We start from the raw sequence: 19,724 nt of genomic DNA on the forward strand, positions 1-19,724 counted from the left end.
GGCAAACTTGGAGCTTCGCTGGAGCATCGAAGGCGAGCAGCAGCTGTCGCGCGTGCTTCTTGGTCTTAGCGCCGAGCTGAGTGACTTGCGACAGCCCTTCAACAGCTCGGCGGAGTATCTCAAGCGCACGTTCTCCAAAGACGTGTTCAGCACGCAGGGCCGCGCAATCGGGGAGCGATGGAAGCGCCTCTCGCCCGCCACCGTCGCGGAGAAGGCGCGACTCGGGTATCTGCAGGGGCCCCTCATCCGGACGGGCAGGATGCAGAACAGCTTCGCATCGATCGTGCAGAGCGACCAGGCGGTCGTTTACAACACCGCGGAATATGCCAAATACCATCAGAGCAACCAGGCGCGCGGGCCGTGGTTGCCGCGCCGCGCAATGATGGGTTTAGGGGACAATCAAAAAGTGGAAATCGTGCGATACTTCCAGCAGTACATCCAGCAGGCGATCGCCGGCATCTAAGCGTATGATTTATTCCGACCCCATCATCGAGAAATACGTCGAGCTCATCAAGGCCAACACGTCCGCAATAAAAGCCTTCTATCAGGGCGAGCCGATCCGCCTGCCCGCAAGCAATCTCCCCTGCGCCATCATCGCGAAGCGCGAGACGCGCGCGGGCGCCCTGACCAACGCCGAGGACGAGCACGGCATCGGCATGTCGATCACGATAGTAGCCGACGTGCGCAAGGACTTATCCACAGACGACAACATCGCCAAAGCTGTCGCCGGCGTATCGACGCTCTACGACATTATCGAGGGCCGCAACGAGGACTACACGCTCAAGGAAGATTCCATACTCGGCATTCTGCGCTCTAATATCGTGCTCGATGCCGCGAAGAGCCTGCGCACGGACCTTGGAAGCATGACCCGCGTCGATTACGGCACCACGCTGAGGGACCGCGCGCAAGACCAGTGGTCGATCGAGGCGCGCATAGAGTTCGTCTGCTCGTTCTCCCAAGTGCGGTAGAATAAACGCATGCAAGTAACGGCAACAAAATCCGTATCGTTTCCTACCCTCAACTGGGGCATCAATGCGGGAGACACCCGCGAGCTCCCGGCCGGCAAAGACGCGCAGCTGCTTATCCTCTCGCACAGCGCTATCAAGGAGATTAAGCCGATTAAAAAATAACGATCGATATATGGCTAAAACAGGCGGCTCCCAGGTAGCGATAGGCATCGGCATCGAAAGCGCCGCGGCGCCCGGCACGGCGGTCGCGGAAGCCCACTTCATTCCCTACACGGACTTCTCCCTCCAGGGCGTCTCCGAGAAGGCGATGTTCACGTCGGCGCGCGGGCTCAGGCTGCAGAACTCCAACAGCATGATCCGCCGCAGGTACTCGCAGGGATCGATATCGTTCGTCCCGAACGTCGAGATCGCGCCCTTCTTCTTCGCGCTCGCGCTCGGCTCCGTCGCGACCGCGACCGCCTCGGGCGAGTCAGCGGTCTACGACCACACCTTCACCGTCCAGAACGCCAACGCCACGGTGAAGACCGCCACGGTCACCGTAAAGAACGGCGGCATCCAGACCCCCCAGTACGTCAACTGCGTATGCAACACGCTCGGCCTCGACGTGAGCGACGGCTACGCCTCGATGACCGCTGAGCTCATCGGCAAGTTTCCCTCGACCGACACGGTGAGCGAGAGCTATGCGCAGGGGACGGAGTTCGCCTACCACCAGATGACCGCCAAGTTCGGCACGTCGTTCTCGAACGCGGCCGGCAATGCCGCCACTCCGCTCAAGTCGTTCTCGCTCTCGATCGATAACGGCATCCTGCTCGATGAGGCGTTCCTCTCCGGCAGCAATGACATCGTCGCCGGCGGGCTCGTGCGCGGGCCGCTCAAGGTCTCCGGCTCCTACTCGCTCCACTTCGCCGACACGGCCGAGCTCGCGAAGTACCAGGCCAATACGAAGAGCGCGCTCATCGTGACCTTTACGGGCGCGGACATGGGCACGGCCGGCAGCGGCGTGGAGCAGATCCAGATCAAGCTCGGCAGGCTCGTCCTTACCGACCCTCCCATCGAGTACAACGCGGACGGGCTCCTTGTCCTCAATCAGAAGTTCGAGGTGGAGTACGACGCGACCGACGGCGACATCACCGTCATAGTCACCAACGACCAGGCCAACGGCTCTGGCTCGCGCTATAACCCCGCATAATATGGACCACCCCATAACGACCAAGACGACCGAGGGAGGGTGCGACTACACCATCCGCACCTATGTCACCGGAAACGAGGCCCGCGAGATCAAGGCCGTGAGCGACAAGGGCGCCGGCTCCGCAGAGTCCACGGAGCAGGCCCAGGACCGCGCGGTGGAGATCGCTATACTTTCCCTGGAGGGATCGGCAGAGAAGATCGTCGAGCGGCTGGGCAACCTCCCCCTCGCCGACTATGCCGAGATCGTCGGCGCCGTGACCGAGCTCCTCAATCCTAAAAAAAAATCTCAGGGATAGTCGCCGACTACGTCGCGGGGAACGTCCGCGGCGACATGATCGTGGCCGTCATCTGCGAGCGCATGGGCTGGACCTACCGGCAGTACTATGACCAGCCGCTGCATTTCACCGAGCTCCTCATCCGCAAGCTCGATATCGACAACAAGAACGGCAGCGCCGCGGCGAAGAAGGCGCGCGCCGGAAGCGGTGTAAAATAGACGCATGTCCCTTTTCTCAAGCGGCGACCAGTCGCTCACCATCGTCCTGAAGGCCCGGGACGAATTTTCCGACACGCTCGAGGGCGTCGGCAAGAAGCTCAAGACCCTGCAGCCGACGTTCCAGAAGATGGCAGCCGCCGGCACCGTCGCCTTCGGCGGCATCGCGTTCGCGGCCAAGCAGTCGCTCGACGCCTTCGAGGAGAACGAGACCGCGACCGTCCGCCTCGCCCAGCTGCTCAAGACCTCCCGCGGGGCGTCCGACGCGCAGATAAAGGCGCTCCTCGACCAGGCCGAGGCGCTCGAGCGCGTGGGCGTAGTGTCGGCCGACGTGACGAAGGTGGCCCAGGGCACCTTCGCCACGTTCGACCTCGAGGCCGACTCCATCCGCCAGCTCACGCCGGCATTCCTCGACATGGTCGTATCCGAGCGCGGCGTGAACGCCACCACGGAGGACATGATCAGCTTCGCGAACGGCCTGGGCCAGGCGCTGCAGGGGAATTTCCAATCGCTCACGCAGCGCGGCTTCATCCTCGACGAGGACACCAAGGCCATGATCGAGAACGGGACGGAGACCGAGCGAGTGGCCGCGCTCGTCAAGGTCCTCACCAGCACCTACGACGGCATGAACGAGGCCCAGCGCAACACCTCCGCAGGCATGGAGAAGGGCCTCCTGATGTCCTTCCAGCGGATGGAGCAGGCCGTAGGCGCCGGGCTGGCTCCCGCGCTCGAGAACCTGAGCCAGAAGGTCCTGCCCCTCCTCGACCGGTTCGCCGCCTGGGCCGAGACGAACCCCGATCTGGCCGCCAATATCATGCTCGTAGCGGGCGCGTTCGCGGCAGTGGTCGCGGCGGTCGGCGCACTCGGCCTGCTGCTCCCGGCCGTCATTGCGGGGTTCGCCCTGCTGTTGGGCCCCGCGGGCGCCATCATAGGGCTGATGGCCTCGATCGGCCTCGCCGTCTACGCGGTCATTCGGCAGTTCGAGGAAATCAAGCAGAGCGGCATCGCGGTATGGGCCGCCCTGAAGGCCGTATTCGCCCAGGGCGCGAACTTCCTCATCGGGATCGCGGAAGGCTGGGCCAACGGCTGGGTGAAGGCCGTCAACGTCATCATCGGCGCGCTCAATAAGATAAAATTCTCGATCCCCGACTGGGTGCCCGGCGTCGGCGGCAAGAGCTTCGGCATCAATATCCCGCTCGCCAAGGAGATCGCGCTTCCGCGCTTCGAGTTCGGCGGCATCGTGCCGGGCGCCCGCGGCCAGGCCGTGCCCATCATCGCGCACGGCGGCGAGCGCGTGATCCCCGCTGGCCGGGCGAGCATGGGCGGCGGCAATACCTACTCGGTCGTGATCAACAACCCGATCGTCAGCAACCGCGGCGACGCGGCGCTCCTGCGGCGCCAGATCGAGGAGGCGCTGCGCGACGTGACGCGCGGCCACAAGCTCAGCACGATCTAACATGGCAAAAACCCTGGTTATCGCCGGCGCCGATTTTCTCGCCCAATACAAGACCAACTCCGCTCAGATACGCGAGCTGGTTCAGAACAAGTCCAGCGTCATGAACATGCAGGCGACCGTTGCCTCGGGACAAACGGCGCCGCGGGAGGGCGCGGAGATCGTCTTCAAGGACGGCAGCCGGTTCCTGTTCGGAGGCTACGTCACGCGCGTGCAGTCCGAAGAGGTCGGCGAAGGCCAGCTGTTCGTCTACGACGTGGAGACGTCTGACTACAGCTGGATACTGAACAACAAGATCGCGCGCCGCTCCTATGCCGGCAAGACCCTGAAGTTCATCGTCGAGGACCTGCTCGACGCGTTCCTGGACGCCTCCTACGCTTTCACGACAACCAATGTGGCGACAGGCCCCACGATAGACTCGATCACCTTCGACCATATCCCGCTGCGCAAATGCTTCGAGAAGCTGCAGAAGCTCACGGGCTACGTCTGGTACGTCGACTACGAGAAGAACGTCTTCTTCACCTCGCCTACGGCTACGGCCGCGCCCGAGGCCATAACCGACAGCTCCGGCAACTTCGAGAAAGTCGCCCTCTCGTACGACACGTCGCAGGTACGCAATTCGGTCATCGTCATCGGCAGCAGCGACGGCGAGCAGGACAGCAATCCGACGACCGAGACCTTCGAAGGCGACGGAGCGACGCGCGCCTGGGAGCTGCAATTCAAGCCTTCGGAGATCGTGTCAATAAAGCTCAACGGCGTGTCGAAACAATTCTCCCTTGATGTCAATGAGCGCGACACCGACTTCTTCACCTATTCGTTCTCGGGCCAGTCGTTTCGCATAACGGACTCCCAGACCACTCCCGTCGGCGGCGGCACGCCCGACGAGATCGAGATCACCTATTACGGGCGCATTCCCATCATCGTCCAGGAGATCGACCCTGACTCCATCGCCTTCTTCGCGGCGCTCGACGGCGGGGACGGCACCTACGAGGCGACGATCAAGGAGCCGAGCATCACCACCAAGGAGGAGGCGTCGACGCGCGCGCTCCAGGAGCTCGCGCAGTTCGCCGATCCCCTCGTCAACGGGCGGTTCACGACCCGCACTTCTCTGCTCTCGCCGGGCTCCATATTCGAGCCGGGCCAGCTCCTAACGGTCAACCTGCCCTCCCACGGCATCGGCGGGGACGCCGGCTTCCTGATCCAGGAGGTCGGCATTACCATGACCGAGGACGAGGGCTCGGGCATGACGGAATACGCCTACGAGGTGCGCTTCGGCGGCAAGCTCGTCGGCGTGCAGGAGTTCCTGGAGTCGCTCGCAGCGGAGGAAGGCGACGTGACGGACGCGGAAGTCGTCCTGACCATCGAATCCGTCAACGAGTCGTTCGTGGCGGACGACGACGCGCCGACGCGTTCCATCCTAACGCCGCCCTTCCAGTTCGGGCCGAGCGGCAGCCCCGTAGCCAAGTTCGGCATGTCCGAGTTCGGCTAGCGCCGTGCTACCATTACCCCATCTATGGATCTCGCGATCAACGATCCCGCGCGCGTTTCCGGACGGCTGACTTTCACCAACTTCGAACTCAACTGCCCGCGCGCGCGAGAGATCGACGCGCGGCTGCGCTCGGGGCACGATATGCCGGAGAGAGTGTGGTACTCGCTCATGCGCGAGCTCGCCCTGCTCTGCCCGGTCCGCACGCTCGAGAAGCGCAATATCGTGGTCCTTTCAGGCCGCAGCGTGATGGCGCGCATCCTGCTCGGCGACGCGACCTACAGCGGCGCGATTAATTACGGTGCCCTCGGCACCGACAGCACCGCGCCGGCCGCGAGCGATACCGCGCTGGGCGCCGAAGTGGCCCGCAAGCTGTTCGCGCGCCGCACGCGCACGGACGCGCAGGTGAACTTCGACTTCTTCTACAGCCAGCTCGACACCGACGGCACCTACGAGGAGTTCGCAATGTTTATCGACGGCGACGCGAGCGCCGACAGCGGCCAGATGTTCAACCACGCGCTCACAGGCGGGTGGGCCAAGACGAACACCGAAGCCATGACCGTGTCGGTGCAGATTACTATCAACGCCTCATAATTTATGTCGATACTGGACGGCGCAGACGTGCTCGCAGACTACTGGATACCGAGCTACACGGCGGGAGAGTCTATCTCCGCCGGAGACGCGGTCGCGCTCGACCTCTCCGACAACAAGATCTACAAGGCGTCCGCGTCCGCGTGGGCGTACCGGATCAACTTCATCGGGTTCGCCATCGCGGGAGGATCGTCGGGCGCGAGCATCGCGGTCAACGACACGCCGATAGTCGCCGAGAAGACGGGCCTGACGACAGGATCGATGTACTACCTTTCGAATACCCAGGGCGCCATATCGACGAGCGCCGGAGCGATCGAGCGCAGGATAGGCCGCGCCACTTCGACGACGCGCATCAAGCGCCCCAAGAACGGGACGGCGGTATCCGGACTCATAAGCCGCGCCCTTTCGTCCGCCACTGCGTATGCGCCCGTATCGGCCTACATCTCCGGCATCGGCCAGAGCCTGATCCCGTTCCAGGTGATCCTCAACGGCACCACGCTCAGAAGCCTTACCAGCGGAAATCCGATAAACGACACCACCCTTATTCTCGAACCCGACGACGTCGTGACGATGGAGACGAGCGGCGCCGGCTCGGGCACGTCGCAAGCGACGCCGCTGCTGCGCATCCTGGACCGCTAGCCGGTGGTACAATCGCTATATGGCCGAACCCCGCGACCTCGCCGAGTACCAGACCGACCATGACCTCCTGATCCGCGTCAACACGCTCATGGAAACGATGGCGAACGACATCAAGGAGATGAAATCGCATTTCGTCACGCAGTCCGAATTCTGGCCGGTGAAGGTGCTGGTATACGGCTGCGCGGGAATGATCCTCACGAGCGTGATCGGCGCGCTGCTTTATCTGGTAATCCGACAATAACGAATGGACCTGAAGATCTACTGGCCGATGAAGCCCTACGTCGTCACCCAGGACTGGGGCGTCGCGACCGACGCGTATTCCGCGCAATTCAACGACCCGAACTTCAAGCGGCACAACGGCATCGACGCGAACGTCGGCCGCTCCGGCGACACCGCCTACCAGACGCAATTCCCGATCTACTGCCCGGTCGAGGGCTTCCGCGTCGAGAGCGTGTCGTACGAGGCGAACGGCGGCGGCAACCAGATATCGCTCGTCTCGATCGATCCCATGCTCATAGGCGGCAAGCTCTGCTACGCGCGCATCTGGCTCTGCCACGGCAAGAAGGTGCTGGTGAAGGAGAACTACCAGCCCAAGCTCGGCGAAGTGATCATGATCGGCAACAACACCGGCTTCTCGACGGGGCCGCACACCCACATGGGCCTCTACCGCATCGACGGCTCCGGCCGCAAGCTCGACAGCAATGACGCGACCGGCAGCATCGACCCGTCCCTCTTCTTCGCGCGGGAGTACGCCATCGAACAGGCGAGCGTTGCCCTCCTCATCGCCAACGGCCTGAGGCTCGCCAAGTACTACCTGACGGGCAAATAGGGCGTGCTACGCTTGGGAGAGCGGGCTCGATTACTCGTAAAATAAAACTCGCATGCTTTCAGCAATACTACTCGCCCTGTCGCCGTTCGCGCTCAACATGGTCATGGGCGTCGTGAAGTGGCTGTCTCCCCTCGAGACCACGGCTTCCAAGCGCGTCGTCCTGGCGCTGTTTTCCCTGGCAGGCGTTATCGCCACGAGCGCGATGACCGGAGCGCCTGTCGATCCCAACCTGGTATCGAATATCCTCACGGTGCTCGTCGAGGCGTTCGTCGCCTTCGTGCTGGCGCACGGCAGCTACACCCTGTTCTGGAAAGCGGAACGCTAGGAACGGCCGGCGACCATCCGAGTTAGGCCCTGCCGTCTTTTTTCCAACCAGAGAAGCGGCAGGGGCGGTCCCGGGCAAAGTCTCCTCAGACTCCGGGGCCGCTTTCTTATCCCGCCTTGCGGCGCGCCGGGCGATCGGTCTTTGCGGCCTTCTTGGCGGCCGGCTTCTTCCCCTCTATCGCCATGATCATTTCCTTCTGGCCCGGCGCCGTCTTCCGGCGCTTCGGCTTCTTAACCGCCGGCGCTTCGGCCTCGCCCGACCCGCCGGACCCGGCAAGGCTCTTCTTGAGGGCGTCCATCAGGTCGACGACGTTCTCGCCCTTGGGCCGCGGCTTGGCGCCCACTGTCTTCCCGCTGCGCTTGGCGTTGACGAGCTCGGTCAGCGCGTCCTCGTAGCGGTCCTCGAATTTCTCGGGATCGAAGTCGGCCGCCTTCGACGTGACGATGTGCCTGGCGAGGTCGAGCATGTCCTTGGTGACCTTCACGTCCTGTATCTCGTCGAAGTATTCCTTCTCGTCGCGCACCTCGTAGGGGTAGCGCAGAAGCGTGCCCATGAGCCCGTTGGACAGCGGCTCGAGCGCGATGATGTGCTCGCGGCTGGTGAGCACCACGCGGCCGATCGCGACCATGTCCATGCTGCGGATGGTTTCGCGGATGACCGCGAAGGCGTCGTGGCCCACCTTCCCGTCCGGCACGAGGTAGTACGGCCGGATGAGGTAGCGGGGATCGATGTCGGACTTCGGCACGAACTCGTTGATGTCGATGGTGCGGGTCGACTCCAAAGCGATGTTCTCGAGCTCGTCCTTCGACACTTCGATAAACGTGTCGGTGTCGACCTTGTAGCCTTTCATGATGTCTTCGGCTGCGACTTCCTCGCCCGTGTCCGCGTCCACCTTCATGTACTTGATGCGGTGGCCGGTATTCCGGTTGATCTGGTTGAAGCTGATCTTCTCGGATTCGGACGTGGCCGGAAACAGGGCGACCGGACAGGTCACGAGCGAAAGCCGCAGGAAGCCTTTCCAGTTGGCGCGGGGTGCCATGGGTTCTCCAGAACGGTGCAGGGACTCGACTCAAGACGAATTGGGGCGATTCGTTCCGACGCCGGGGCCCGCAATAAGCTTGACTCTGGGTTCTCGTTTCGTTCTTATCGGCGCAGTCCTGCCGACGAGCTTAGCCATGCCGAACCTCCCCTATCTCAGAAGCGAAATTGAGCGCATGCGCCGCCAGATCTTCCGGCAGCGAAAAGAGATGCGGGACCTCGAGCGCGCCGGCATATCAACGAAAGCCGCCGAGGAGCTGCTCGAGCGGATGCTGTCCAAAGTCGACGGCATGTGCGCCGAGCGCGACCGCCAGCGCAGGGAGCAGTCGGTGAAGTATCCCGGCACCGACAAGCCCATCAGGGGAGCCATCGAGCGGCGCGTCCGGTGAGCGTCTACCGGCGCATCCTGCGCGGCGCCGATTATACGCACAGGCACTGGGTCGCGCTTCAGGAGGAGAAGTGCGTCGGCGAAAACTTCCATGCGCTGCGGGCGTTCTGCGAGGAGCGCGGGCTGTCGCTGTCGCGTCACGGGCACTCGGTAATCTGCGATGGGCAATTCTACCAGGTGTTCATGTTCGCCGAAGAGGAGCACGCCGAGACGTTCCGCGCGCGGTTCGGAGGCGAGCGCATGCATCCCTCGGAAAGGGGCAAGGGCGCGCGCTGGGCGCAGTGGAAGAAAGGGAAAGGCCGGCAGCGATAAAGCGCTTGTGAACCGCGCTGTGTTCACTAGCGCACTGAACTCCGCCGCCCCATGCGCGATTATGATCCGACACCGCACGGCTCTCGGCTTATATCGGTGATGAGAACGCCCGATTGCGCTCACGCCGTCCTCTCACGGAAAGGATCGGGCCATGCAAACCCGGCGTCGTTTCAAGCAGACCACTTCGCTTCAGAACCGTCTTTCGGAATTCATCGCCGGCGCGCGGGCCGAGGCAGAAACCGCGCCCGGCGGCGCGGACGAGTACGAGCTGCAGAAGAAAGTCAGGCAGGCCGAGACCGCCGCCAACATCGAGGCGTGGGCGAACTCTCCCGGATTGCAGCCGCCGAAGTGATAGGGGCCGTCCCGGCGCAGAGCCGGAAAACCGCGGCATCACATCTCAGGGATCGCTGCGGCAGAGCCCGTTCCAGGCCTTACAAAGATATAGCGGAGCTACATATCAGCGCGAAGGGGCCCTCTCCCCCGGGACCCCCCGCACGGTCCCTGCGCCTCCATGCCCCCAAGAGCGCCGCGGGACCGTGCACCATTCGGAGCATGCTCGGCGGCGAAGCCTCTCCAGAGCAGATCGATCGCAATCCCCTTCAGGAACCAAGCCCTCCCGCTTCGCATTTATCAGGCCCGCCCGCAGCGCCGGGCATGAAGCCTCGGGATGCCACCATGCGAAAAGAGCTCCAGAAGGTAGTGAAGGATACGGCAGCCGTCGGGCTATCGGCCGCGGCGGCCGGGTTGGAGATAGGATCGGAGTTCGCGCGCAAGACCTTGGACGAGGTGTCGCGCGAAGACCCCGCCCCGGCAACTTCTCCAGACGACTCGGCAGCGCCGGCGCCCCCGGCTGCCGATCCCGCTGACGAGAGCATCAAGGTCCGCGCCTACCACTTGTGGGAGAAGGCCGGGTGCCCCGAAGGCCGCGATCAGGAGTTTTATTTCCAGGCCGAGCGGGAGCAGCGCGATCGCGAAAAGCCCGACCGCCCCCGCGCCTCTGACCTGATAGCCTGATGCCGCGCTGCTCCGCTTGGCCGCGCCGTGCTATCATTTCCGCATGGCGAAAGACCCAGGCGCCGTAGCGCTCGGCAAGAAGCGCGCGCAGAACCTCCGCAAAAAGCTTGGCTCCGACGAGGCGCTCAAGGACCACATGCGCCGCGTGCGAGCCGGCGAGAAGCTCTCATAGCCGCTATCCACATACCCTCAGTTGACGACCGCTCGTCATGGTATGATGGAGCTTAGTTCGACAGGGCCGTTCCCGTTCGCATTATCGTTTTTAGCCGCGACCTCTTTAATCCATAGCAGAGGCCGCCAACATGCATGACTGTAGAAATTCGCAGGGCGGAGCGCACGAAAGCCAAGCTGCGCCTCGGACTCGCCGGCCCCTCGGGCGCCGGCAAGACCATGAGCTCCCTGAAGCTCGCAAAGGGCATCACCCCCGCCGGCCGAATACTGATGATCGATACCGAGCGCGGCTCGGGCGACCTCTATGCGGACCTTTTCGATTACGACATCATCACGCTCCAGCCGCCGTACAAGCCGGAGCGCTACGTCGAGGCTATCCGCGCAGGCGAGGAAGCCGGCTACGATACGATCATCATCGACAGCCTGAGCCATGCCTGGAGCGACGAAGGCGGCATACTCGACCAGGCGGACAAGCTCGGGAAGTCCGCCAAGAATTCCTACACCGTCTGGGCCGATCTCACGCCGCAGCACCGCATGCTCGTCGGCGCGATGCTCAATTCTCCCGCGCACATCATCGCCACGACGCGCAGCAAGCAGCAGTACGAGCTCGAGGAGTACACCGACAGCAGGGGCAACAGGAAGTCCCGGCCGGTAAAGCTCGGCATGGCCCCGGTCCAGCGCGAAGGCATGGAGTACGAGTTCACGGTCTTCTTCGATATCGACCAGGCGCACAACGCGCGCGCGAGCAAGGACCGCACGAACCTCTTCAAGGACGAGATCTTCACGCCCGACGAGAAGATCGGAGAGCGCATTCTCGGGTGGCTCAATTCGGCGAAGGAGGCTCCGCCGGAAGAGATCGCCCGCACGAAGGCGAAGATACTTTACTGCCTCAAGCTGCTCGGCGCCGACGTGACGACGCAGGAAGCGATCCGCAAGAGCATCATAGGGCTCACCCAGCTCGACGGCGCGAGGGTTGAGAACGCAGACGCCATCCTCTCACGCCTCGAGGCGAAGGTTAAGGCGATGCCGCCGGCGCCGCCCGCGGCCCCCGCTCCGGCCGCGCCTAAGGCGGCCGACCCTGCAGCCGGCGAGCTCACGCCTGAAGATGAAGCATTACTGGCTCAATCCGCCGATGACGCCGCCCGGGCCGAGGCTGAGAACCATGACTAAAGCGATCAAGGAGGCCGGCCGAAAAACCGACCCGGCAGTACTCAAACACATTGATCGTTGCGCGATGTTTCTCATCAAGGCGCTCTGTCTGGACAACGACGCTGACGAAGCAATAATCACCAAGACCATTACTTATTACGGCAAGCGCGTCGGTCGCTATTCCATAACGATCAAAAAGATATGACCCGCCCTATCAAGTATCGAGCGTGGGCCAACGGGAAGATGCACGACGTGCGCGCCATCAGCTTCACCGAGAGCGGCGAGGTTCATCGCATACTCGACGCCGAAGGTGTGCAGCGCGTGCCGGAAGCTCTGCTGCAGTACATCGGACGCAATGACAAGAATGATGAGGAAATTTACGAAGGGCATATCCTCGAAGGAAACTGGCAGAACGATTTCGGCTCGTTTGAGCCGGGGCTGCGCAAGGTTATCCATTGTCATGCCGACGCCGCTTTCCAGGCCGGCACCCTCAGAGGAAACGGGTATCCGCATTGCAAGATTGGCAAAAACGTCACTGTGCGCGGCACGATCTACGAAAATCCGGAATTACTCGCTAAGTAAAAAACTATGGATACTAGACCCAACACCCAATGCACCAGCGCGTGCGGCAACGACTACGACTGCCCGCATGACGACGATAGCGAGACTGAGGCCATATGACCCGACAAGAACAAATCGACCTGATACGCGCCGCGTGCATCGAGGCGAACCCGAGTGATGCCACGTTGCGTGACCAGACTTCATGGCAGGGACTTCAAACCAAACGCGAGCATGGTCGCCCCGTCCGCCTCGCCGATGTGCTGTTGGCTATGGAAGCTGGAAGCACCTACGGCGATAGCCTGAATCTGAACTTCGATGGATCAATGGAATACTGCCGGGTCAATCTGCCAGCGGGTCCCGAGCCCGAGCAGGAGATCTTCAAGGGGTCTTGGAACCTCCGCAAAGACGACCTCTCCGAGCAGAGCGACGAGTGCGTCGCGTACCTCGCGCAGTTGCTCGGATGACGCTTGGCGATCAGAACCAGCGTCCGCGGCCGTACAATCCGCCGCCGCCGAGGAGAAGCACTAGCACGATGATGATGATGAGCGTTGTACTGTCCATGAGGAAACCCCTGTCGGTTTGTGTGGACAGTGAACCGGCGGCAGGACGCTTGGTTCCAGCTTCATCCTCGGCACCAGGATTAATCGCAAAAAACTAATCTATGAACATCAACACTATCCACGTCTGCGGCAACCTTACCCGCGACCCGGAGCTTAAGGCGCTCGCGAGCGGCGGCTCCGTCGCCTCATTCGGCATCGCCACGAACCGCGCGGTCAAGAAGCCCGACGGCTCCAAAGGCGAGGACACGGAGTTTCACCACATCGTCGTCTTCGGCAAGCTGGCGGAGACCTGCGCGCAGTATCTGCGCAAGGGCGGCATCGCCTATGTGCAGGGCCGCGTGCAGACCCGTTCGTGGGACAGCCCCGACAAGGGCAAGCAGTACCGCGCAGAGATCGTCGCCGAGAAGGTGAAGTTCGGCCCGCGCCCAGGCAGCTTAAACGGGCCTGTGAAGGACGTTGCTCCTGATAGCGATACCGACCAGCGCCCTCCCTCCGAACGCGGCTCAGGCGAGGCTACAGCGAGCGCAGCGCCCATCCCTTACCCCGAGGAGGACATTAATCCGGACGATATCCCCTTTTAGCGTATGGCTACCGACACCAACATAAGACTCAACGACAACACAAACATTGACCTGTCAAAGCTCATTGAGAGCCGCCTGCTCGTGCAAGCGAACTCCGGCGGCGGCAAATCCTGGGCGCTTCGCCGTCTGCTCGAGCAGACCCACGGCAAGGTGCAGCAGATAGTCATCGACTCCGAAGGCGAGTTTTCCACCCTCCGAGAGAAGCATGACTTCATCCTTGCCGGCAAAGGCGGTGACACGCCCGCGGAGCCGAGGAGCGCCGCCCTGCTCGCCCGCAAGCTGCTCGAGCTGAAGGTCTCGGCGATTATCGACCTCTACGAGTTGCATCCGCAGGACCGCAAGCGCTTCGTCAGGCTCTTCCTCGACGCGCTCATAAACGCGCCCAAGGAGCTGTGGCATCCCTGCATCATCGTCATCGACGAGGCCCACACCTATGCGCCGGAGAAAGGCCAGAGCGAGGCTATGGATGCGGTCATCGGGCTCGCCGCGCTCGGCCGCAAGCGCGGCTTCTGTGCCGTGCTCGCTACGCAGCGGATTTCCAAGCTGAACAAGGACGCCGCTGCGGAGTGTAATAATAAGCTCATTGGCCGCGCGACACAGGACATCGACATGAAGCGCGCCGGCGACGAGCTCGGCTTTGCGTCGCGCGACCAGATGCTTTCCCTGCGCGCGCTCAGGCCGGGCGAATTCTATGCTTTCGGCCCGGCGATCTCAGACGAGGTAACCCGCGTCACTATTGGGCCTGTTCGCACCACGCATCCCAAGGCGGGATCGCGCGCACTCACGCGGACCGTGCCGCCAACGAGCGCCATTAAGCAGGTGCTCGGGGAGCTGGCCGATCTGCCGGCAGAAGCCGAGCAAGAGGCCAAGACCGTTGCTGAGTTGAAGCAGCAAGTAAAAAGCCTTACCTCGCAGCTTAGAACGCCGCCGGTCGAAAAACTCCCGCAAGAGAAGACCAAGATAGTTGAGGTGCCGGTCCTAAAGGACGCGCAGATCCTTCGGCTCGAAAGGGTGTTCGGCGGCATGGTCAAAGAGTCGGCGCGCCATGGCGGCGCAATGACGCTCCTATGGACCACCTTCGACGAGATAGGAAAGGCGATGATCGCCGCTCTCGACGATATTAAGCGCGGGCCCGCGCCTGCGAAGGCAACCCGCTCCGCGCCGACGCCGAGCCCTACTGCAGAAATCCCAATATCCGCTCCGCCGTCGGAGGGCCTTAGCGCCGCCAGGCAGCGGGTACTCGACGCGCTGGCGTGGCTATCGGCCATCGGCATTGAGCGCGCCAACAAAGTGCAGCTCGCTTTCCTGTCCGATCAGAGCCCGCGCAGCAGCGGGTACAGCAACAACCTGGGCGCCCTCCGGTCTGCCGGTATGATCGAATACCTCGCTCAAAGCGAGGTTGCCCTCACTGCAACTGGACGATCATTCGCAAACGTTCCGAAAGCGCCGGCCACAAGCGAGGAGCTTCAAAACCGCATTCAATCCAAGCTGCCGCGCGCGCAGTGGGCGATCCTGAAAGTCCTCATCGACCAGTACCCCGAGGAGCTCGCCAAGGATGATCTGGCCGCCGCCTCAGGCCAGAGCCCGACTTCGAGCGGATATTCGAATAACCTTGGCGCGATGCGCAGCTTGGGCCTCTTAGATTATCCTTCACCTGGCCAGGTGAAGGCCGAACCCATATTATTCCTGTAGGCCTCGTGGGTAGGCCGCTGGGAGGCAGGCAGTATCTTTTAGACGCCTGAAGCCCGGCGTCCTGCTCAAGAGAAACGACCGATGCATTGCCCAGTATGTTGATGTAAATATGGCCGCACACTTAGGCGGAGGGACTACTAGTGAACGCTGGACAGATTGATGGAAAGTGGTTCTTTGCCTTTCGGCAGATCTCTTCGGGTTCGCCAGGTGGTTGGGTCCTGCAGGGGCCGTTTGACACTTACGATCAGGCAATGGCGGCGCGGCAACGTTCAAAAAACGCCTACGACGCTGAGGTTAGTTCGCCGTTTGCAGCCCGCAGCAGGGACGAAGCTCAAGGTAAGTGCGACGCTGGCCTTGTCGCTTAATTGACGGGGGACAAAGTGTGGATAGCGAATCCGCTGTAGAGAGAGCGAGGTGGGATAGCGGGTGGGGATAGCGCGGGGACAAATTGGGGGTATCCGGAAATAAGCGTCGCACAATCTCGCTATCCACTTCTTGTTCGAGTGCTGTCCCCACCACCGTCGAACAACAATCGTCAAACGAGCGTTACGCGCCAACGCCGTTTCAGTTCTCCCCATATCCACACCCCCTAATAGTAGTAATAGTCTTATATTAAGAGTTATGCGCACCACCCTCTTCCAGCCCTGCAACGACGCTAACATCTGCGCCGGCAGAGAGCCGAAGGCCGGCTGCCCAAACTGCCTAGGCCGTGGCTTCTATTACCTCAAGGACTGGGCCCAGACCTGCCATTGCAAACGATATGCATCCCCAGCGGGCGCTGATGATCGCCGGTAAATTCTCACGCTTCGGTTAGCACTGCCGCTATATGCCGATGCTTATTTGGCACAACCCCTCGTTGACCGACGCAAAGCTGCCACGTACCTTAGTGGAAAACCGGGGGGCAGAATGGCAAGAAAGGTTAAATCAGCTTCGAACCCAGAGACCGTCAGAAGCAAGCGATCTTACTACAAACAGTCCGATTTCCCTCTTTCAGCCCTACAACAAGCACAGAAAATTGCGTCGGCCATAGTCGATGATTTTGCTGGAGACGGCGGATCGCCGCCCGATGTCGCGCTTTCCATAGGTATCAGCCCTACGAGCAGCGCCTGGCAAAATTTGACAGGTGCTGCGGTTGCATATGGCCTTGTCGATGGCGGCTGGAACGCCAACACAATGAAGCTAACGCCCCTCGGACGGAAGCTCGTCGCCCCAGAAGTCGAAGGGGAGGACTTGGCGGCCCGGCGGGAGGCAATTTTAAAGCCACGGCTGCTGAAGGAATTTTTCGAGAAGTACCGGCGCGCTAAGCTTCCCAGCGACCTCATCGGCGCCAATGTCCTCAAAGCCATGGGCTTGCCGGCTGGAAGAGCCGAAGCGGCACTCGAAATCATCAAACAAAATGGCCGCTATGCGGGGATAATAAGGGAAACTCCGACCGGCCCATTTATAAACCTCGATTCACCCGGTGTACCAGCTCCAGCCGCAACGCCGGGATTTGTTGAACCGGAGTCTCTAGAATCGGTTGATGCGAGCCAAGAGCCCGAGCGAGATTTCGCCGACCCACCACAAGCCGCGATTAAGGCTTCTGCCGCTTTGGCAGCGAAGACGAACCGCGTGTTCATTTCACATGGGAAGAAGCGAGCAATCGTGACTCAAATAAAGGAGCTGCTGGAGTTTGGCAGTTTCGAGCCCGTAGTATCAATCGAACGTGAAGCAACCGCCATCTCGGTCCCAGAAAAAGTGTTCGAGGATATGCGCTCATGTGGTGCGGGCGTCATCCATGTCGGCGCCGAAGGAAAATACCTGGACAAGGACGGAAACGAACTAGCCAAATTAAATGACAACGTGCTCATCGAGATTGGCGCTGCCATGGCGCTGTATGGAAAGAAGGTTATTCTATTAGTCGAGCGCGGCGTCCATTTGCCCTCCAATCTACAAGGCCTCTATCGATGTGAATTCGAAGGTGACAAGCTGGACTATGACTCCACAATGAAGCTTTTAAAGACTTTCAGCCAATTTCGATGAGCGAAATTGCGGCTAGTCGGTTACCGCCTCTCGAAGGGCCGCTTCCGCACGTTCGCCATAGCGGGTTTTTGCCGGCGCTGCTCCTCCGACTGCCGGACCCGCTCCTCCCGAAGCTCTACCACCCGCGACTTCATCCGCGCCATGAGCTCCTCGGCAGCGGCGGTCGGGACGCCCGCCAGCTGGAGATTTCGGATCTCCTTGCGCTGCCTCAGGATCTGGCGGCGCATCTGGCACAGCTCTTCCCGGATACGGCTCAGGTCCATCGGACACCTCCTCGCGCAACGGGAGATAGGGAGCGCAGAGACATTCCCTAGGGACGCCGCGGAAAAACCGGTCCGACAAATGGTCGCAGTCAGCTGCTGTAATCTTAGTGGCTAGCTCCGGATAGGAACGCCAGGCCATCAGGGCTATTGACCTGGTATCACCGGGACCGATCAAGGCGACCGCTGACTGAGAGACAACGAAAGCGCTCCCCGCCGAAACGGAGGAGTGCTCATGCTGCGCTGTTATTTCCATGTCCTGAACGGCAAACGCCTGGTTGACGACGTCGGGATCGAAGTGGCCGATATCGAGGAAGCCAAACTTGAGGCCGTAAAATTCACCGGCACCATCCTGATGACGGAGCACCCCACAGACATTTGGGACGGGACGCCATGGGAGATGAAGGTGACGGACCAGCCCTCCCCTAATCGAGGCCGAACCTACCTCACTCTCACCGTGACGACGGGAACGAGCTAGGAGGCCGCGTCAGTTGGCGGCCCCGTCATTTTGACCATCTGCCCTAACTCACAGACGCAGGGCAACCACCGAAAACCCGTGCGACAATATCCTCAGACAGTTCGCTTCTTCGGTTTTGGAATTGTGCGGCGAGGACCTCGTTCTCCCACGGCTGCTACGCCGTCGGCCGCACGCCTCCCAAACTGAGGAGGCATTAATGACCGAAGAGAAAAAGGTCTGTTCCTACTGCGGAGGGCCTTTCGGCCTCACCCGCCACTACGTCAGCTTTCGGCACCACCTGTGCTCTGAGAAGTGCAAGCAGCAGTTCCTAGAGGCCCGCGCCCGGGACTTCGCCGAGTACAGGCAATGGTGCGGGCGCGTGTCGCGCCCCGACCGCAACTGAGACCTTGCCGATCCCTTCGTCCGGCAAAGCCCCTGACCTCCACTCACTGTGGAGGTCCTCTTTTAGTCATCGGCCACATCCGATGTCTCGGTCCGAGCGAGCGATTTAACTATCTGCAGCTATGGGTTCGAGGTTCCAATGGATTAATCTAAAATCTGTGCAAAAATCGCGCTTTCAATATTGGAGTGCGCGGCCAAATCGCCTTACTGCCGGACAGATTGAAGGGATCGAATTTTACATCCCGCCCGCACTTCGAAGGAGTGCTTTTCATGGGAATTTTAGCGCGCCGACCCAGCATCAAGAAAACCTGCGACTTCTGCAACAGCTCCGCCTTCGGCCTCATGCGCCGGCACAGCGGGGGCAAGACGTTCTGCTCCCCCCACTGCGAAGCGTCGTTCGCAAACTGCCGGATGATTGAGGAGACGCCGGACCGTTTTGCCGGACAGGACGGCGACTTTATCGCCGCGCTCAGCTACCCGAGGCACCAACGCTTATAGCCACGACTAGTTGATGCGATCATCGCTGCCGCGCTCTTGAGAGTCTTAGCGTTGCTGCACACCTCCTCAGGCCGAAGGAGGCCATGATGCCAAGAGAGAAGAACGCCTGCGCCTATTGCGGCAACCACCGCTTCGGCCTGATCCGCCACTTCGTGGGCTTCAAGCACTTCTGCACGAGGCTCTGCAAGGAGCGGTTTCTCGAGCGGCGGGCCCGCGAGATGGCGGAGCATAGAGACTGGCTCGATCGCGTATCCCATAACCGGGCAGTTTTGAAATACCGGTACGCTAGGAAGTGACGCTTCGCTTTATAGGCTTGAGACTTTTTGCTAGAAGCCAGGCGTGGCCGGCTTAGCTCAGTTGGTAGAGCACGTGATTTGTAATCACGGGGTCGCGGGTTCGATCCCTGCAGCCGGCACCAATCCAAGTGCCAGATCGGTGCCAAAGATTGGGTTAACATGTGTTAACTCAATGGCTTAGCGAGACTTAGCAGCGGCTTTAACCTCAGGTCGCTGGTTCGAGTCCGGCAGCGGGCACCATTTCAGAGATGCCAGAGCACTAGAACCGATCGACATTCATCGCATCCATATCATGGCTGCTGCGAGCTTGATGAAGCCTGTGAAGTGTTCTGTTCGCCTGTCGTATCGGGTGGC

The 19,724-nt window shown here is 61.4% G+C and carries 30 protein-coding genes and 1 tRNA gene; 29 read left to right on the forward strand and 2 right to left on the reverse strand.

Features of this window, described 5'->3' with window-relative positions:
* The first annotated feature begins 7 nt into the window (after nt 1–7).
* The 12 genes from GGQ85_RS16835 (at nt 8) to GGQ85_RS16890 (ending at nt 7,969) form a co-directional block, all read left to right on the forward strand.
* Entirely contained in the window at nt 8–463 is a 456-nt protein-coding gene (locus GGQ85_RS16835; protein WP_309775491.1) for a phage virion morphogenesis family protein, read from the forward strand.
* A gap of 4 nt (nt 464–467) precedes the next feature.
* A complete protein-coding gene (locus GGQ85_RS16840) occupies nt 468–968 on the forward strand; it encodes a hypothetical protein (RefSeq protein WP_309775492.1) in 501 nt (166 codons plus the stop codon).
* Nucleotides 969–1,140: 172 nt separating this feature from the next.
* Entirely contained in the window at nt 1,141–2,157 is a 1,017-nt protein-coding gene (locus GGQ85_RS16845; RefSeq protein WP_309775493.1) for a phage tail tube protein, read from the forward strand.
* Between the two features lies 1 nt (nt 2,158).
* A complete protein-coding gene (locus GGQ85_RS16850) occupies nt 2,159–2,452 on the forward strand; it encodes a hypothetical protein (protein ID WP_309775494.1) in 294 nt (97 codons plus the stop codon).
* Nucleotides 2,453–2,487: 35 nt separating this feature from the next.
* Nucleotides 2,488–2,649 carry a hypothetical protein gene (locus tag GGQ85_RS16855; protein WP_309775495.1) on the forward strand — a complete coding sequence of 54 codons (162 nt, stop codon included), beginning with the start codon at nt 2,488–2,490 and terminating at the stop codon, nt 2,647–2,649.
* Between the two features lie 4 nt (nt 2,650–2,653).
* Entirely contained in the window at nt 2,654–4,102 is a 1,449-nt protein-coding gene (locus GGQ85_RS16860) for a phage tail tape measure protein (protein ID WP_309775497.1), read from the forward strand.
* 1 nt (nt 4,103) lies between these two features.
* Nucleotides 4,104–5,588 (forward strand): hypothetical protein, encoded by a 1,485-nt coding sequence (locus GGQ85_RS16865; protein WP_309775498.1) that lies wholly within the window; start codon nt 4,104–4,106, stop codon nt 5,586–5,588.
* Nucleotides 5,589–5,612: 24 nt separating this feature from the next.
* Nucleotides 5,613–6,179, forward strand: a complete 567-nt coding sequence (locus tag GGQ85_RS16870; RefSeq protein WP_309775499.1) for a hypothetical protein — start codon at nt 5,613–5,615, stop codon at nt 6,177–6,179.
* A 3-nt stretch (nt 6,180–6,182) separates the two neighbouring features.
* A complete protein-coding gene (locus GGQ85_RS16875; protein WP_309775500.1) occupies nt 6,183–6,815 on the forward strand; it encodes a hypothetical protein in 633 nt (210 codons plus the stop codon).
* Between the two features lie 19 nt (nt 6,816–6,834).
* Nucleotides 6,835–7,056 carry a hypothetical protein gene (locus GGQ85_RS16880; RefSeq protein WP_309775501.1) on the forward strand — a complete coding sequence of 74 codons (222 nt, stop codon included), beginning with the start codon at nt 6,835–6,837 and terminating at the stop codon, nt 7,054–7,056.
* 3 nt (nt 7,057–7,059) lie between these two features.
* Nucleotides 7,060–7,644: a M23 family metallopeptidase gene (locus GGQ85_RS16885; protein ID WP_309775502.1), complete on the forward strand. Its 585-nt coding sequence runs from the start codon at nt 7,060–7,062 to the stop codon at nt 7,642–7,644.
* Between the two features lie 52 nt (nt 7,645–7,696).
* Nucleotides 7,697–7,969 (forward strand): hypothetical protein, encoded by a 273-nt coding sequence (locus tag GGQ85_RS16890; protein WP_309775503.1) that lies wholly within the window; start codon nt 7,697–7,699, stop codon nt 7,967–7,969.
* A 106-nt stretch (nt 7,970–8,075) separates the two neighbouring features.
* On the opposite strand, the gene ku is transcribed toward GGQ85_RS16890, so the two are convergent.
* Nucleotides 8,076–9,008: a non-homologous end joining protein Ku gene (gene ku, locus GGQ85_RS16895; RefSeq protein ID WP_309775505.1), complete on the reverse strand. Its 933-nt coding sequence runs from the start codon at nt 9,006–9,008 to the stop codon at nt 8,076–8,078.
* 136 nt (nt 9,009–9,144) lie between these two features.
* On the opposite strand from ku, the gene GGQ85_RS16900 reads away from it, so the two are divergent.
* The 12 genes from GGQ85_RS16900 to GGQ85_RS16955 all read left to right on the forward strand — a co-directional run bounded on the left by GGQ85_RS16900 (nt 9,145) and on the right by GGQ85_RS16955 (nt 17,457).
* Nucleotides 9,145–9,396: a hypothetical protein gene (locus tag GGQ85_RS16900; protein WP_309775506.1), complete on the forward strand. Its 252-nt coding sequence runs from the start codon at nt 9,145–9,147 to the stop codon at nt 9,394–9,396.
* Nucleotides 9,393–9,707 (forward strand): hypothetical protein, encoded by a 315-nt coding sequence (locus GGQ85_RS16905; protein WP_309775507.1) that lies wholly within the window; start codon nt 9,393–9,395, stop codon nt 9,705–9,707. The genes GGQ85_RS16900 and GGQ85_RS16905 overlap by 4 nt, the downstream gene beginning before the upstream one ends.
* 151 nt (nt 9,708–9,858) lie before the next feature.
* On the forward strand, nt 9,859–10,059 hold the full coding sequence (locus tag GGQ85_RS16910; RefSeq protein ID WP_309775508.1) for a hypothetical protein: 201 nt from the start codon (nt 9,859–9,861) through the stop codon (nt 10,057–10,059).
* 323 nt (nt 10,060–10,382) lie between these two features.
* On the forward strand, nt 10,383–10,721 hold the full coding sequence (locus GGQ85_RS16915) for a DUF2934 domain-containing protein (RefSeq protein ID WP_309775509.1): 339 nt from the start codon (nt 10,383–10,385) through the stop codon (nt 10,719–10,721).
* A gap of 43 nt (nt 10,722–10,764) precedes the next feature.
* Nucleotides 10,765–10,893 carry a hypothetical protein gene (locus GGQ85_RS16920; RefSeq protein ID WP_309775510.1) on the forward strand — a complete coding sequence of 43 codons (129 nt, stop codon included), beginning with the start codon at nt 10,765–10,767 and terminating at the stop codon, nt 10,891–10,893.
* A gap of 134 nt (nt 10,894–11,027) precedes the next feature.
* Entirely contained in the window at nt 11,028–12,062 is a 1,035-nt protein-coding gene (locus GGQ85_RS16925; RefSeq protein WP_309775511.1) for an ATP-binding protein, read from the forward strand.
* Nucleotides 12,055–12,246 carry a hypothetical protein gene (locus GGQ85_RS16930; protein ID WP_309775512.1) on the forward strand — a complete coding sequence of 64 codons (192 nt, stop codon included), beginning with the start codon at nt 12,055–12,057 and terminating at the stop codon, nt 12,244–12,246. The genes GGQ85_RS16925 and GGQ85_RS16930 overlap by 8 nt, the downstream gene beginning before the upstream one ends.
* Nucleotides 12,243–12,623 carry a YopX family protein gene (locus GGQ85_RS16935; RefSeq protein ID WP_309775513.1) on the forward strand — a complete coding sequence of 127 codons (381 nt, stop codon included), beginning with the start codon at nt 12,243–12,245 and terminating at the stop codon, nt 12,621–12,623. The genes GGQ85_RS16930 and GGQ85_RS16935 overlap by 4 nt, the downstream gene beginning before the upstream one ends.
* A gap of 95 nt (nt 12,624–12,718) precedes the next feature.
* Nucleotides 12,719–13,066, forward strand: coding sequence for a hypothetical protein (locus GGQ85_RS16940; protein ID WP_309775514.1), 348 nt, complete (start codon nt 12,719–12,721; stop codon nt 13,064–13,066).
* A 197-nt stretch (nt 13,067–13,263) separates the two neighbouring features.
* Complete coding sequence (locus GGQ85_RS16945) at nt 13,264–13,743, forward strand: single-stranded DNA-binding protein (RefSeq protein ID WP_309775515.1); 480 nt, start codon at nt 13,264–13,266, stop codon at nt 13,741–13,743.
* A 3-nt stretch (nt 13,744–13,746) separates the two neighbouring features.
* On the forward strand, nt 13,747–15,435 hold the full coding sequence (locus tag GGQ85_RS16950; RefSeq protein ID WP_309775516.1) for an ATP-binding protein: 1,689 nt from the start codon (nt 13,747–13,749) through the stop codon (nt 15,433–15,435).
* Nucleotides 15,436–16,341: 906 nt separating this feature from the next.
* On the forward strand, nt 16,342–17,457 hold the full coding sequence (locus GGQ85_RS16955) for a TIR domain-containing protein (protein WP_309775517.1): 1,116 nt from the start codon (nt 16,342–16,344) through the stop codon (nt 17,455–17,457).
* Nucleotides 17,458–17,477: 20 nt separating this feature from the next.
* On the opposite strand, the gene GGQ85_RS16960 is transcribed toward GGQ85_RS16955, so the two are convergent.
* On the reverse strand, nt 17,478–17,720 hold the full coding sequence (locus GGQ85_RS16960) for a hypothetical protein (RefSeq protein ID WP_309775519.1): 243 nt from the start codon (nt 17,718–17,720) through the stop codon (nt 17,478–17,480).
* Nucleotides 17,721–17,952: 232 nt separating this feature from the next.
* Here GGQ85_RS16960 and GGQ85_RS16965 point away from each other — a divergent pair, with 232 nt between their 5' ends.
* The 5 genes from GGQ85_RS16965 (at nt 17,953) to GGQ85_RS16985 (ending at nt 19,492) form a co-directional block, all read left to right on the forward strand.
* Nucleotides 17,953–18,195 carry a DUF6894 family protein gene (locus GGQ85_RS16965; protein ID WP_309775520.1) on the forward strand — a complete coding sequence of 81 codons (243 nt, stop codon included), beginning with the start codon at nt 17,953–17,955 and terminating at the stop codon, nt 18,193–18,195.
* A gap of 196 nt (nt 18,196–18,391) precedes the next feature.
* Nucleotides 18,392–18,577, forward strand: a complete 186-nt coding sequence (locus tag GGQ85_RS16970) for a hypothetical protein (RefSeq protein ID WP_309775521.1) — start codon at nt 18,392–18,394, stop codon at nt 18,575–18,577.
* Nucleotides 18,578–18,846: 269 nt separating this feature from the next.
* The gene (locus GGQ85_RS16975; protein ID WP_309775522.1) at nt 18,847–19,074 is read left to right on the forward strand and encodes a hypothetical protein; all 228 of its coding nucleotides are present in this window, start codon (nt 18,847–18,849) and stop codon (nt 19,072–19,074) included.
* An 86-nt stretch (nt 19,075–19,160) separates the two neighbouring features.
* Nucleotides 19,161–19,370 (forward strand): hypothetical protein, encoded by a 210-nt coding sequence (locus GGQ85_RS16980; RefSeq protein WP_309775523.1) that lies wholly within the window; start codon nt 19,161–19,163, stop codon nt 19,368–19,370.
* Between the two features lie 46 nt (nt 19,371–19,416).
* Nucleotides 19,417–19,492, forward strand: a tRNA-Thr gene (locus tag GGQ85_RS16985).
* Nucleotides 19,493–19,724 lie beyond the last annotated feature (232 nt).

Origin of the sequence: Nitrobacter vulgaris, from assembly GCF_031453995.1 — a bacterium.
Lineage (GTDB): Bacteria > Pseudomonadota > Alphaproteobacteria > Rhizobiales > Xanthobacteraceae > Nitrobacter > Nitrobacter vulgaris.